This is a genomic window from Rossellomorea sp. DUT-2 (assembly GCF_052665285.1).
The window spans coordinates 485,588-501,418 of record NZ_JBQPEO010000002.1; the positions used below are offsets into that span (position 1 = coordinate 485,588).

At 43.2% G+C, this 15,831-nt stretch carries 9 protein-coding genes; all 9 read right to left on the minus strand.

Annotated features, from left to right (window positions below):
* Positions 1-296: 296 nt before the first annotated feature.
* The 9 genes from ACOSV2_RS08210 to ACOSV2_RS08250 all read right to left on the minus strand — a co-directional run bounded on the left by ACOSV2_RS08210 (position 297) and on the right by ACOSV2_RS08250 (position 15,701).
* A complete protein-coding gene (locus ACOSV2_RS08210; protein ID WP_428974702.1) occupies positions 297-4,646 on the minus strand; it encodes a S8 family serine peptidase in 4,350 nt (1,449 codons plus the stop codon).
* A gap of 513 nt (positions 4,647-5,159) precedes the next feature.
* Positions 5,160-6,479 (minus strand): dihydrolipoamide acetyltransferase family protein, encoded by a 1,320-nt coding sequence (locus ACOSV2_RS08215; RefSeq protein WP_428974703.1) that lies wholly within the window; start codon positions 6,477-6,479, stop codon positions 5,160-5,162.
* Positions 6,480-6,526: 47 nt separating this feature from the next.
* The gene (locus ACOSV2_RS08220) at positions 6,527-7,510 is read right to left on the minus strand and encodes an alpha-ketoacid dehydrogenase subunit beta (protein WP_113967516.1); all 984 of its coding nucleotides are present in this window, start codon (positions 7,508-7,510) and stop codon (positions 6,527-6,529) included.
* A 14-nt stretch (positions 7,511-7,524) separates the two neighbouring features.
* Complete coding sequence (locus ACOSV2_RS08225) at positions 7,525-8,523, minus strand: thiamine pyrophosphate-dependent dehydrogenase E1 component subunit alpha (protein WP_113967514.1); 999 nt, start codon at positions 8,521-8,523, stop codon at positions 7,525-7,527.
* 224 nt (positions 8,524-8,747) lie between these two features.
* Positions 8,748-10,172, minus strand: coding sequence for a dihydrolipoyl dehydrogenase (lpdA, locus tag ACOSV2_RS08230; protein ID WP_428974704.1), 1,425 nt, complete (start codon positions 10,170-10,172; stop codon positions 8,748-8,750).
* A gap of 19 nt (positions 10,173-10,191) precedes the next feature.
* Positions 10,192-11,313, minus strand: a complete 1,122-nt coding sequence (buk, locus tag ACOSV2_RS08235) for a butyrate kinase (protein WP_428974705.1) — start codon at positions 11,311-11,313, stop codon at positions 10,192-10,194.
* A gap of 136 nt (positions 11,314-11,449) precedes the next feature.
* Positions 11,450-12,547, minus strand: coding sequence for a branched-chain amino acid dehydrogenase (gene bcd / locus ACOSV2_RS08240; RefSeq protein WP_428974706.1), 1,098 nt, complete (start codon positions 12,545-12,547; stop codon positions 11,450-11,452).
* Positions 12,548-12,586: 39 nt separating this feature from the next.
* A complete protein-coding gene (gene yqiS / locus ACOSV2_RS08245) occupies positions 12,587-13,495 on the minus strand; it encodes a phosphate butyryltransferase (protein WP_428974707.1) in 909 nt (302 codons plus the stop codon).
* A gap of 136 nt (positions 13,496-13,631) precedes the next feature.
* Positions 13,632-15,701: a sigma 54-interacting transcriptional regulator gene (locus tag ACOSV2_RS08250; RefSeq protein WP_428975085.1), complete on the minus strand. Its 2,070-nt coding sequence runs from the start codon at positions 15,699-15,701 to the stop codon at positions 13,632-13,634.
* Between the last annotated feature and the right edge of the window lie 130 nt (positions 15,702-15,831).

The window sequence follows — 15,831 nt, forward strand, 5'->3', positions numbered from 1 at the left end:
TTCTTGTTACATTTCTTCTTGCACACGTTGAAGCTCTGTCATGAAAATTCTGTTAAAGATGGTGAGGGGAACTGCGCATACTCCGGCGGATTTTGGTCGTGCCGAGACCCCGGAAGCGAAGCTGAGGAGGCTCGGCCGAACGCTAGCTAGCTGCAAGCGGAGCAGTTCCCCTCACCATCCAGCATAAACCTGGTTGACAGAGCCCTTGCAAATTCTATGCTAGAAAGCAACAATCTTTGCAAAAAGAGCCACAAAGAAAGAAGAGTCGACGGGGGCGACTCTTCTTCCTTTAGGGTTTATTTTTTTGTATTGATATACAACTTACCTTCTGCACGTTTTGTAGTGACATTTCCATAATCATCGGAAATTTTCACTTCAATAAGTGCTCCAGGTGCTTTTACATTTGAAGTGGCTGTATAGTAACCGACGTAGTGACCTTCTGATGTTTCCATCATTGGAAGCTCATTTGCGTTTGTTACTTGGGATCCGGCATTTGTCAGTGGCATTTGGATGACAAATGTAGCATCTAAACCAGGCTCACTGTCAAATTCGATTTTAACCGATTCACCATTCTTCAGCTCTTTATCTTCAGCAGGAAGAAGATTTTCAACAGCGATGTCACCAAATTTAGCAAAGACAGTCACTCTTTGTTTCTTTTTGTTTCCAGCTTTATCTTTCGCTACTACCTGGATGACATTTTCTCCTTCATTCAGAAGCAGTCTATGACTGAACTTCCCATCACTTACAGAAGCTTTCTCGCCGTTTACTTTTACCCAGGCGAGGTTTTCATCGACAATCGTTCCTTCTACGGTGATGGCTTCACGATTCGTTTTCATGCCTTCTTTAGGAGACGTGATAGCAAGTTCAGGCTTCACTTGATCAAGGGTGATGGTCACAGGCTCGGATGGTCCTGTCATCCCTTGTTCGGTTGCTGCTTTCGCTGTAATTGAATTCTCTCCATCATGTAAGGAAACATCGGCAGAGAAGGTACCATCTTCAGTCGTTTCTGCAGTTGCCACTTCGTCGTCACCATTAAAGAGGTGAACCGTTGTGGTCGGGGCAGAAGTCCCTTCAACCGTAACCGAATCCTGATTAGTGAAAGATCCATCTTTCGGTGATGTGATGACTGGTGCAGTGACTTCATAATTCACTGTTGCACGAATCATATAGTTCCCTTCATCTTCTGGTGCTTGTGACCATGCACCTCCAACGTATTGCCAGCTTCTCGCTGCATATTCCCCGTCTTCGTCTGTTCCAAGTCCTGGTGCATTCGGATTTGGAGCTGATTGAATGTAAACCATGTAGAAGTCACCGTCCACCATGATGCCATGCTGGCTTAGATCTACATGTGTCCATTCTCCGTTACGTAAAGCAGTCCCATCAAACGGACCGGCCACTTTCTTACCAGGAGCACCGTCTGGACCAGATGCATCATAAACGGCAACTTGGAATTCTGTTCCACCTGGCACTGGCCATTCTGTATCCCAGAAGCGGAATAACCCACCTGTAACCAATGCTGTTTCATTGCCTTCTTCAAGAGACATTTTCACAGCCCAGCCATTACCTGCATCATAGAATGCACGGGCGTTTTCAGCTGTCCCATCATCGTAACCAATTTCACCAGGATACCCGATGAAAGGCTCTAATGAAACATCGGCATTTGAGACTTCTCCACCTTCAACCGTTACAGTCATTTCCTTACTATAGTAGTAAGGTGCAACTACTTTAAGGGTGTACTCACCTTCATATGCCTCCAGTTCATATTCACCATTTTCATTCGTTTCCACCGGCTCCACAACAGCATCTTCAAGTAAGAAGACGGTAGCCCCTTCAACCGGTTCTCCAGAAACTTCATTTGTTACGGTTCCCGTAATATTTCCTTGAGGAATTTCTTCAAGTGTAAAATTGGCGTTGGATGTTTGATCTGCTTCAATCGTTACACTTTGTGTTTCTGATCTGAAACCATAGGTTGAAGCTTGTAGCGTAAACTCACCGGCTGAATGAGTCATTTGGTACGAACCATTGGCAGGGTTCGTATATACCGAACGTCCTGTTTCCAGTACACTTACTTCTGCTTGCAATGGAAGAAGCACTGGCCCTGGTACGTTTCCTTCAACAGGAGTTTCTTTGCTTACTTGTTTAGCCATTTTGATTTTAGTCGGATTTACGCTCGGTTTCTTTGAAACGGATGATGACTTCTCATCCTTCGATTTCAATCCAAGGTTCATCTTTTTAGCTGGAAGAATCGATTCTCCACTTAGCTTAACGTCATCGATATACCAGCCTTGTTTCACGACACTTCCATCTGTTGTAACATTAAATGCGATGTAGACGCGCTGACCGGCATATTGACTTAGATCCACTTCTCCGTCGATCCAGCCATCCGTATTGCCATTTACACGTAGCGCCTGTGTCCACGTCTCACCATCAGTGGATACAAACACATGACCGTAATCATAGTTTCTTTCAAGTTCATGCCACTGCTTGAATTGCAAGAAGCTACTGCCTTCTGGTAAATCAATCGGAGGCATTTGCAGCGACATGTTGGCACTGTTGTCATACGTACCATCCAGACTTGTTGCATATACCTTTTCTCCTGAAGTAGCGGCACCTGGACCATTGACAGGTACACCCCACTCCCAGCTGTTTCCTGGACCATAAGAATTCCAGCCACTTGGAGAAGTCTCAAAGTCCTGCTCATATCCAACTGTGATTCCCGGAAGAAGAGTGACGGAATAAACATCCGTTTCTACTTCATTTCCGCCAAAGTCCATTGCCACCCATTTATAAGTAACACTTTCTCCTGTCAGTGCTTCTCCAGGAATGGTTGCCTCATAAGTTCCTGATGTATAGTCACCTGAAGATCTTGTTGCTTCAACAGATTCCCAAGCACCATCCTGATTCTGATAATGTAATGAAACATTCGTTACGCTCACATTATCACTTGCATCTGCTTGTAGTGGCAAATCCATTCCTTCGAATGCTTCACCTGGGGCTTCATGACTGATTACTGGAGCTTCAGTGTCATCGCCTTCTTTTGAAACTTGCCCTTCAACCTTTCCAATTCCGCTCATAACGGATGAAACGGCATCGAAGGCGTTAACCAATCCATGACCATATCCATTATTAGGCGTTTCAGGGAAGGTACCGTCAGTCAATGGAACAGCAGTTGACATTAAGATCTCTTCCATTTCGTCAACCGTCAAACTTGCATCCACTTGTCTCAACAGTGCTGCAACTGCAGAAACGTGAGGACCCGCCATTGATGTACCATTCCATCCACCTTCATAGTTACTTCCTGGTACTGAAGATCGAATATTCACTCCTGGTGCGGATATTTCAGGTTTAACTTCCTCGTAAGGAGAAGGACCTTGTAGTGAGAAACTTCCTAGGTTGTCATTAATATCAGTGGCTCCCGTTGCAAATGACTCAGGGTAATTTGCAGGAGTAGCAATTGAACCCGGGCCACCAGGATTAAATAGTGTTGTATTACCTGCAGAAAACTCTGGGAATATTTCGGCCGCTCTCCAGGCGTTCACCATATCCCGGTACCACTCGTCAAGACCGGCACCGCCACCCCATGAGTTATTGACAACATCTGGAGCCATTTCCGGATGCGGGTTGCCCTCAGCATCCTTTGGAGCAAGAATCCATTCTCCCGCTTCTAATAAATCAACATCTGTTCCTCCATTAGCCGTGAATGCTTTAACAGCAATCCACTTTGCTCCCGGAGCGACGCCGATCTGATTGCTGCCGTCAGGTTCTGCACCAACCATTGTTCCTGTAACATGCGTACCGTGGCCTTGATCATCATAAGGCGCACTTTGCCCGGCTGTTGCATCAAACCAACTAAATTCATGATCAGGGGCATCAGGATTTTGAGGGTCATACCCTCTGTACTTTTCCTGTAAAGCCGGATGATTCCATTGAACACCTGTATCAATCGAGGCTACAACGGTTCCTGCTCCATCAATTCCCATATCCCAAACCGCCGGTGCACCAACCCTGTCAATATTCCATTCAATGGATGCCGGACTGTTTTGGACTTCTTTTTCTGCAACGCTGGCTGAAGCTTCAGCTTTTGCCGGTTGAATGAGTTGACGTGTTTCATTCGGCAAGATTTTCTCAACTTCCGCAAATGTTGAAATTTTATCCATTACTTCTTTTGTGGAAGTAACGGCCATTCCGTTTACAACATAGAAGTCTTTTATTTCTTTTACTGCACCGGACTTCTTCTGTTTCGTTAAGTATTCTTTTACTTCTGCTTGAGATTCAAGGGCCGTGGCACGAAGCTCGGAAACGACCATATTTCGTTTCAGTAATTTTTTGCTGTTAGCAGACAGCTTCTGCTTTTTCGCATTTTCAGCAGCCTTCTTAGCTACAGCCTCCGTATCAAGCTGCTCCTTGAACTTCACTAAGTATGTGACGTGCTTATCTTTCTTGAATTGATCATGTAGTTTCGATGTGATCTTTGATTGTGGACTTACCTTTGCGCTTTCGCTTGCTGAAGTGGATGGTTTTTCTTTAGCCAGAGCTGATTGTGAGGTATTCGTTGCCCCTGCATTGAATGGAAACAGTAATGGGACAAACATTACTAAGGTGAGTACAATGGATAACCATCTTGCCTTACGCTTTCTACTTGTCATCTAATTCCCTCCCAGTAATTTTTGATTCCTTCGGTAAACCCGACACCTCCCTGATTCACTACTTGGTAAAAAGTAGTTGTTAAACCAAAGATAACCAATATTAATGTAAAATGTTGTAAGTTTATGTCGGATTAAATCTGAATATTCAGTAATTAATAGAAAAGTCACCCTCCCGCTTATTTCATGTATGCATATAGTCGCACAGATTATATAACTACAGGAATATATTGGATAACAACGTACATCATTTAGGGTAAAAGGATGGAGTATCCCTACTTTTTCAGATTAAGTAAGAAATAAATGAGAGAGAAGACATAGGAGGGAATTTTATCTTGAAAGCTCTCGGAAAACTACCTATAAACAGTAAAGAATTTATCACCCGGGATATTCTTCCAGTTATAATTCTCCTTTATTCCCCGAATATTTGGGCCTGCCATTCAGTTTTTGTAATTCTTTCTATCCAGAAGCAGAAAAAAACAAGGACTAACCACCCAGGGTAAGTCCTTGTCACTATTAATATACAGATGTGTTTTCTTTTGATGTGTTTTCTAAAATTTCTTTCACCCGCTGCAAGAATCTTCCGCATACCAATCCGTCAAGTACACGGTGATCAAGTGACATACACAGGTTCACCATATCACGAACTGCGATCATTCCGTTATTCATGACCACTGGACGCTTCACAATCGATTCCACTTGAAGGATCGCTGCTTGAGGATAATTGATGATCCCCATCGATTGTACTGAACCAAATGACCCGGTATTGTTAACCGTAAATGTGCCTCCCTGCATATCTTGAGAAGTTAATTTACCGCTGCGGACTTTTCCGGCAAGCTCAGTAATTTCTCTTGCAATTCCTTTGATCGTCTTTTCGTCTGCATTTTTAATCACAGGCACATATAGTGCATCATCTGTGGCCACTGCGATGGAAAGGTTGATGTCCTTCTTCTGAACAATCTTGTCCCCTGCCCACATAGAGTTGATTTGCGGATACTCTTTAAGGGCTTGCGCAACAGCTTTCACAAAGAATGCGAAGAATGTCAGATTAAAACCTTCACGCTGTTTGAATTCCGTTTTAAGTGAGTTTCTGTAATCAACAAGGTTTGTAACATCCACTTCCATCATTGTCCATGCGTGAGGAGCTTCATGCTTGCTGCGAACCATATTGGATGCGATGGCTTTACGAATTCCCGAAACCGGGATTTCAATATCCCCAGGTACAACAGGAACGTTTGTTGCAGGTGCCGATTGCTTGGCCGGTTGTTGAACGGCTTGCTCTTTCACAGGCGCTAGCTGAGGAGCCGGAGCTTCAGCCTTAGGTGCCGGAGCATCTCCTGCTTTTGGAATATTACCTGACTCAATGACTTTCTTAAGATCTTTACGAGTGATACGGCCGCCGTTTCCAGTGCCTTCCACTTGATTCAGGTCAATATCGTGCTCTTGAGATAGCTTTAATACTGCCGGAGAATACCTTGCTTTATTCCCGCTATCTTTACTTGGAGCCTTCGTTTTAGGTGCTGATTGAGGTGTTTCATCCGCCTCTGTCTTAGGCTCTTCTTTCGGAGTTTCTTCAGCAGGTGCAGAACCTTCACCTTCCACTTCAATCGAACAAATGATTTCCCCGACTTCAAGAGTGTCTCCTTCGTCAGCAATTAAATCTTTGATGGTACCCGTAAAAGATGATGGCACCTCTGCATTTACTTTATCCGTTTGAACTTCCGCAATCGGATCATATTTATTGACGGTATCACCAGGTGAAACCAACCATTTACTTATTGTACCTTCTGTAACACTTTCCCCTAGCTGAGGCATTTTCATATTTTCAATACCCAATGAGGAACCCTCCTTACTGTGTTGAGTTTAATTGGTATTTACTCTGATTAAAATTCTGCAAGTTCACGCATTGCTTTTTCAACTTTGTCCGGGTTAATCATAAAGTATTTTTCCATTGTTGGTGCATATGGCATTGAAGGAACGTCGGGACCAGCAAGGCGTTTGATTGGAGCATCAAGCTCAAATAAACAATTTTCAGCGATAATCGCAGAAACCTCACCCATGATGCTTCCTTCTTTATTGTCCTCTGTCACGAGCAGAACTTTACCTGTTTTGGAAGCTGCTTCAATGATCGCTTCTTTATCTAATGGATAGATTGTACGTAAATCCAGGATGTGCGCTTCAATTCCATCTTGCGCAAGCTTTTCTGCTGCTTGAAGAGCAAAGTGAACACACAAGCCGTATGTGATAACTGTGATGTCTTCCCCTTCACGCTTCACGTCTGCTTTTCCGATTGGAAGAGTGTAATCATCCTCAGGTACTTCTCCTTTAATGAGACGGTAAGCACGTTTGTGTTCGAAGAATAATACTGGATCTTCGTCACGGATCGCCGCTTTCAGCAAGCCTTTTACATCATATGGAGTAGAAGGCATTACGATTTTCAATCCTGGCTGGTTAGCGAAAACGGCCTCAACGGATTGTGAGTGATAAAGTGCTCCATGTACTCCACCACCGTAAGGAGCACGAATAACCATCGGACAGCTCCAATCATTATTCGAGCGATAACGAATACGTGAGGCTTCAGAAATGATTTGGTTCACAGCAGGCATGATAAAATCAGCGAACTGCATTTCTGCAATCGGCCTCATACCATACATAGCAGCTCCGATTCCGACTCCGGCAATAGCTGATTCTGCAAGTGGTGTATCGATGACACGTTCTTCTCCAAATTGATCATACAATCCATGAGTCGCTTTGAATACTCCACCTTTTTTCCCTACGTCTTCTCCAAGAACGAATACTTTCTCATCACGTTCCATTTCTTCTCTAATGGCCATTGTTACGGCATCAATGTATGAAATTACTGGCATGATTGAATTCCCCCTTACTTCTCTTCTGCATAAACATACTTCATCGCTGATTCTGCTTCAGCATATGGAGCGTTTTCTGCATAATCCGTTGCTTCGTTCACGAGCTTCATAATGCGATCATTGATTTCTTTCTCAATGTCATCGTTCATAACGCCTGTCTCTTTCAGATAGGCACCAAACGTGATGATTGGATCGTTTGTTTTCGCTTTTGCCACTTCGTCAGGAGAGCGATAGCTTCGATCGTCATCATCAGAGGAGTGAGGCGTTAAACGATAAGAAACTGTTTCAACAAGGGTTGGACCTTCCCCACGACGACCTCGATCCGCTGCTTCTTTGACTGCTTTATATACTTCGATTGGGTCATTTCCATCAACTGTGATTCCAGGCATTCCATATCCAATGGCACGATCGGACACATTCTCACAAGCTAATTGTTTTTCAATCGGAACCGAAATCGCATACTTATTGTTTTCACACATAAAAATGACAGGAAGTTTATGTACACCTGCAAAGTTTGCGCCTTCATGGAAATCTCCCTGATTGGAAGATCCTTCACCGAACGTCACAAACGTCACAACGTCCTTCTTCTCCATTTTGCCGGCAAGAGCGATACCAACGGCATGTGGCACTTGAGTGGTTACAGGAGAAGAACCCGTTACGATATTATTTTTCTTTTGACCAAAGTGACCAGGCATTTGACGCCCACCTGAGTTTGGATCTTCTGCTTTTGCAAAACCTGATAGCATCAATTCTCGGGCCGTCATCCCGAATGTTAATACAACACCCATGTCACGATAGTACGGAAGTACATAATCCTTTTCACGATCTAATGCAAATGCAGCACCAACTTGAGCCGCTTCTTGACCTTGACATGAAATAACGAATGGGATTTTACCCGAACGGTTCAGTAACCACATGCGCTCATCGATTTTTCTGGCAAGCAACATGGTTTCATACATTTCTAATACTTTCTCATTGGAAAGGCCTAACTCTTCATGACGATTCTCTGCCATTTTATTTACCTCCTAGACAATCTAATGGTTGAAAAGGTAGAGAAGATCTCTACCTTATTATATTTTTTGTTAAAGACGGCCAAGAAGCCATCTTGGCTTTTCTATTTGTCCAGCTGCGCCTCCTTGTCCCTCGAGGTCACAATGGATAAATGCCATAAGGCAAAATACGCCTTTTGGCATTTCCCCATTGTGCTTGTCGGGACAGAACAGTCGGCTTCGCTTTTCTATGAATGAATCGCTTTTCCATCTACAGCAAGTGCTGCTTCTCCGATCGCTTCTGATAGGGAAGGATGAGGGTGGATGGTGTGTGCGATTTCCCATGGGGTTGCGTCCAATACTTTTGCAAGTCCCGCTTCTGAAATCATGTCTGTAACATGCGGACCAATCATGTGCACGCCCAGAATATCATCGGTATCTTTGTCTGCAATGATCTTGACGAATCCATCCGATTCACCATAAACAAGTGCTTTCCCGATGGCTCTGAAACTGAATTTCCCGGTCTTCAGGTTATATCCTTTTTCTTTCGCTTCCTGCTCCGTGATCCCAACGCTTGCAATTTCAGGATTACTGTAGATGCATTTTGAAATCAAGGAATAGTCAATTGGATGAGGCTTCTCATTCGCCATATGTTCCACGGCTGTAATTCCTTCGTGAGATGCAACATGAGCTAATTGAAGGCCACCGATGACATCACCGATTGCGTAAATATGAGATTCCTTTGTTTGGAAGAAATCATTCACTTCAATAAAGCCTTTTTCCACTTTTATATCTGTGTTTTCTATGCCAATGCCTTCAACGTTCGCTTGTCTGCCGACAGATACAAGGATCTTCTCTGCTGTAAAGGATTTTTCTTCTCCTTTATGCTCAGCTTTAATGGTGACCTCCCCGTCCCCTTTTTCTAAGGATTCAGAAAGCACCTTTGCACTTGTCACGATTTTGACGCCTTTTTTCTTCATCAAGCGCTGCATTTCTTTGGAAATTTCATGGTCTTCGGTGGGTACGATTTTATCAGCGTATTCCACAACGGTTACCTCAACATCAAAGTCAGACAGCATGGAAGCCCACTCAATACCGATGACCCCTCCTCCAACGATGATGATCGACTTTGGAAGAGTTTCAAGTGAAAGCGCTTCATCTGAAGATAATACGTATTCTCCATCAATATCAAGTCCCGGTAATGAACGAGGTCTGGAACCTGTTGCAACGATCACATTCTTAGGGATCAGCATTGCATTATCTTCCCCGTTGTTCATTTCAACCGAAATCGTCCCTGGCATCGGGGAGAAAATAGAAGGTCCTAAAATACGTCCAAGTCCTTCAAAGACATCGATCTTACCTTGTTTCATCAAGTGTTGAACGCCTTTGTGAAGCTGTTCAACGATCCCGTCTTTCCTGGATTGAACTTTTGAGAAATCTAACTCTACTCCATTGATTTTCACACCAAAGTCTTCACTGTGTTTAGCTGTAGCATATACTTCAGCACTGCGAAGAAGAGCTTTACTAGGTATACATCCTTTGTGTAAGCATGTTCCCCCCAGTTTTCCCTTTTCAACGATTGCTGTTTTTAATCCAAGTTGAGAAGCACGAATGGCGGCTACATAGCCACCTGTGCCTCCCCCTAGAATGACTAAATCATATTCTTCTGCCAATCTTGAGTCCTCCTTGCTCTTATACTCTTGCTTTTTCTTTTACATTTCCAGGGTACACCTTATAGTCTTCTTCACTTCGTAAGACCCTTAATGCCCCTTCCGCAAGAGCTTGCAGTTCATTTTCTCCTGGTTGAATCACGACATCCGCTATCCAATTGATTCGATTGCTTATCGCTTTTACAAACTCTTTACCGTAAGCAAGACCACCCGTCAACACAATGGCGTCTACTTTCCCATTAAGGACGGCACTTGCTGAGCCTATCTCTTTTGCAATTTGATACGCCATCGCATCGTACACGGCTTTGGCATTTTCATCGCCATTTTCGATCATCTTCTCTACTTTTACCGCATCGTTTGTTCCAAGATAACCGACTAAGCCACCTTGACCAACGAGTTTTTTCATGATTTCATCACGATAATAATCACCTGAGAAGCATAGGTCAACTAAATCACCCGCTGGAACAGTGCCTGCTCTTTCAGGACTAAATGGACCATCGCCATGTAAACCATTATTCACATCCACGACTTTCCCATTTCGGTGGGCACCGACGGTAATTCCACCACCCATATGAGTGATGATCAGGTTCAGGTCCTCATATTTCTTTCCGAGTTCCTTTGCGACTCTTCTTGCTACCGCCTTCTGATTTAACGCATGGAAAATACTCTTTCTTTCAATGAGTGAAAATCCTGAAACCCGGGCAAGTGATTGTAGCTCGTCCACCACAACAGGGTCGACAATATAAGATGGAATGTTCAGTCCAGAGGCAATTTCAAATGCTAAAATCCCGCCAAGGTTTGAAGCATGCTGACCTGAGAACCCTTCTTTAAGATCCTTGAGCATTTCATCATTCACTAAGTAAGTGCCACCTTCTATCGGTCTAAGAAGGCCCCCACGGCCACAAACAGCACTTAGTTTTGAAATGTTGATCCCTTCTTCATCTAACGTCTGAAGAATGGTATCTTTTCTGAATTCATACTGATCAATAATAGTTGGAAATTCATTAATCTTTTCTGTATCGTGACGAATCGTCTTTTCAAAGATAGATCGATCATCATCAAAGACACCAATCTTGGTTGATGTCGATCCAGGGTTAATGACTAATATTCGATGTTTGTTCTCTTGCACTGTTGTTACCTCCATTTGGGTAGCTATTATTGTAATGTTTGTACGTAGAATTTTTCCCCTATGATAGATAACCCCTTAATCTGTTCGATGTTCGCATTAACAGGGAAGAAACGCTCTACTTTCGTTAGAAGTAAAGCGTTTTTTCTTCTAATTATCCACGTCTGCTTAAAATATGTTGACCGTTTTGTAAGAACTGGCTTCTTGAACGTCGCATTTTCTCGATTCTTTCTTCCGCCATACGATCAGCAGCTACGTAAGTTGGAACATTATCACGTTTAGCGATTTCAATAACCCGCTCAACGTTGTTGTACACTTGCTCCACTTTTTTCATCGCTCTTTCACTATTGTAGCCGTATAATTCATCCGCCACGTTGATGACTCCACCTGCATTGATGACATAGTCAGGTGCATAAACGATACCCATTTCATGGATCGCGTCACCATGACGAGTTTCTTTTAATTGGTTATTCGCAGCCCCTGCAATGACTTTTGCTTTTAGCTGTGGAATGGTTTCGTCGTTGATGATCGCTCCTAATGCACATGGGGCAAAGATGTCACATTCAACTCCATAAATTTCGTTGATATCAACAGCTTTTGCTCCGAATTCGTCTACAGCACGTTGAACAGCTTCTTTATTGATATCTGTAACGATCAGATTTGCTCCTTCTTCGTGAAGATGGCGGCACATATTGTACGCAACATTACCGATTCCTTGAACAGCGATTGTTTTCCCTTCCAGTGAATCTGTTCCAAAGGCTTCTTTCGCTGCAGCTTTAATTCCACGGTATACTCCATAAGCCGTAACAGGAGAAGGGTTACCTGAAGAACCAAAGGCTGGTGAGATACCTGTTACATAATCTGTTTCTTCATGGATCAAGTCCATATCAGCAACGGTAGTACCAACATCTTCTGCAGTAATATAACGACCGTTTAATCCTTGGATGTAGCGACCAAACGCACGGAACATTTCTTCATTCTTATCTTTGCGTGGATCACCGATGATAACCGTTTTCCCTCCACCTAAGTTAAGCCCGGCAGCTGCATTCTTGTACGTCATTCCTTTTGCAAGACGCAGAGCATCTTCAATCGCTGCTTCTTCAGATTCGTATGTCCACATACGGGTTCCTCCAAGTGCAGGTCCAAGAGTAGTATCATGAATGGCGATGATCGCTTTTAACCCTGATGATTCATCTTGACAGAATACCAATTGCTCATAATCATATTTTTCCATATAGCTGAAAATTTTCATTTTTATTTCCCCCTAAAGTCTAATTATGTTTAATGTTTCTTATTTATTTGAAGCAGAGCATATAGCCAGTGCCAATGAATATAACTTGCTTTCTGCACTGTCTGCTCTGGATGTTAACACAATGGGTGCTTTTGCTCCTGCAATCACAGCCCCAACTTTCGCCTTTGCAAAGTAGATCAGGGACTTGTAAAGAGCATTACCCGTTTCGATATTCGGTACAAGCAGAATATCAGCTTGTCCTGCGACTTCACTTTCAATCCCTTTATGTTCAGCAGCATGATGAGATACTGCATTATCAAGGGCTAACGGTCCGTCGACGGCACAATTACGGATCTGGCCTCTTTGATTCATCATCGTAAGGGAAGCGGCATCCACTGTTGCCTGCATGGCCGGATTTACTACTTCAACCGCGGCTATCGGGGCAACTTTCGGATGGATGACACCGATTGATCGGGCAATACCAACGGCATTTTCAATAATTTGCGCTTTTTGCTGCAAATCAGGTGCAATGTTCATAGCTGCATCGGTAATAAATGTCAATCTATCGAACCCAGCCACCTCAAAAGCTGCAACATGTGATAATACATTACCTGTACGGAGTCCCCACTCTTTATTTAACACTGCCTTTAAAATGACAGCAGTAGGAACATTTCCTTTCATTAAAGCACTTGCTTCGTTTTCCTTTACAGCCTTCACAGCAAGTTCCGCTGCTTTCTGTGGAGAAAAAGCATGCTTGATTTTAATGTTGCCGTTTGACCGAAGCTGTGGCGCGACCTCTTCTAAAAGAGAGAGAATTTCTTCTTTATCACCAAACAATAAAAATTCGGCCATATTTTTTTCAACTGCCATTGCGACAGCCCCAAGGACTTCTTTATCTTCTGCAGCTGCGACCGCCACAGTGGAATTTTCTATCTGGGTTGCTTTTTCCACCAAAGATTGTAGATTCATGTATGTCGTTTCAACCCCTTTTTTCTGTTATTATGTTCCCATTAAACTATATGCAAGAACCGTGCCAACTTTCAAAGCGTTGAAAACGCTTCATTTCCAAATTTTTAACCATGCAATTTTCTTCATACCACGCAAATTATTTCATGCTAATTATTTCAATGTTATATTTTTCAATTTTGTAATACAAATTCCGCACTGAAACATTTAATGCTTTGGCTGCTGCCGTTTTGTTACCATTATTCTGCTCTAAAACCTTCTGAATTATATTTCTTTCATATTGTTCTACTTGAGTGGCCAAATCTTTGATACTTCCTGATGGATCGGTCGCAACCTCTTTAAGATGGCTCTTTGATGTATTCTCAAGTTGAGGTAAATGCTTGCCGGCAATCTTTACTTCGTTGTAATTCATAAAGATAATCGCTCGACCCAATACATTCTCAAGCTCTCTGACATTCCCGGGCCAATGGTAAGTCATTAACTTGTTCATCGCTTCCTCTGTAACTCCTTCAACATTTCTGCCGTAATCCTGGTTGATCTTGGTTATCAGGGTTTCAGAAATGAGCGGAATATCTGATTTACGATGTCTCAGAGGAGGTATTTGAATGGGCATTCGGTTGAGCCGGTAGTAAAGATCTTCTCTGAAAGAACCGTCAGCGATTCCTTTTTCCAAATTCACATTCGTCGCCGCAATGACCCGGACATTAATCTGGATGGATTTTGTCCCCCCAACCCGAACAATTTCGCTCTCCTGCAGGACCCTCAGTAATTTGGCTTGAGTGTTGGCACTCAACTCCCCAATTTCATCCAGGAATATGCTGCCATTATTGGCTTCTTCAAATAATCCTCGTTTGCCTCCTCGCTTCGCTCCAGAAAAGGCACCTTCTTCATATCCAAATAATTCACTTTCCAATAGATTCTCCGATAATGCAGCACAATTGACCCGCAGGAATTTGTTGAACTTTCGATCACTCGCATTATGTATCGCGTGTGCAAATAATTCCTTTCCCGTACCGGATTCACCCCGAAGAAGAACAGTGGCAGGCGTTTTCGCCCCCAATTTCGCTTGTTCTACGGCAATCATCATTTCCTCTGAGTCCCCTATGATGTCTTCAAACATATATTTTGCTTCTAGGGTCCGAATGATTCTTCTCGCACGATCCAACTCCTGGGTGAGTGACTGAATCTCAGACATATCATGGATGACACCGACACTCCCTTTGAGCTTATTGTTCACAATGATAGGAGCTACGTTAACGATCACTTCTTTCCGTTTCGGACCAACCCGCATTCTTGTTCCCCTGATGGCCCTCCTTGTTTGAAGGACTTTTAAGTGAATACTCTCTCCTTCGGAAATATCTGCAGTCGCCGGTTTTCCGATTACTTCTTCTTGGGTGAGCCCTGTGATTCGTGTATAGGCAGGGTTTATTAATATTCCTTTCCCCTCTTCATCGACTACAGAAATGGCGTCATCGCTGGAATGAATGATAGCCTCAAGCATGGTCTGGATTTCTTTGAGGTTCGTTATTTCCTCGGCAAGATTCACGACCTCCGTGATGTCTTTAAACACGGAAAAAGCACCGATGATCTCATCATTATCGGTAATCATCGGAATACGATTGGAGATGATCTTCAGCCCATTATCCAACACCACTTCTTGATTGGTTTCGGTACGCCGTGTTTCCATCGTGGTGGTTAATTTACTCTCAGGAATCACGTCAGAGATATGCATCCCGATAACGTCCTCCTGATCCTTCCCAATCATCCGCTCTGCGCTTTTATTATAGAGCATCACATTCCCTTGATCATCAATCCCGACCATACCATCATCAGTCGAGTTAAAAATAAGATCTCTTTTAAACGACTCACTTGTTAATTGATGAATGAGATCTTCCTTATCTTCGAGAAGCTTTGAGATAAGAAAGGCAACACTGCCTGGAATAATGACTGTATTCTTCCCCCGCATATCTCTTATATCTTCAAACACTTTTTGTTCACCGGTCACTTCAATGACGATATCAACAGTATCATTCAGGAATTGTCGCCAATCAGTACCAACTGGTATCCCCAGCTCATTAGCCAACACTATACCTGAAGCGTTTTCATTTAGGTCTACAACTGCAATCACTTTCATGACGGAAGCTTCGTGGAGGATTTTTAAAATCGCTGTTCCACCTTTACCCCCACCGACAATTAGAACCTCTTGCAACATTTTTCACCCCGACTATCAATACCTGCAATTTTTTTCACAACCATAATGTTACACTACTTTTCCAAACTTGACAATTTTCTAGTTGGAGGTAGAATTTTAGTATGGAAGCGAAAAAAGGAGTTATGCA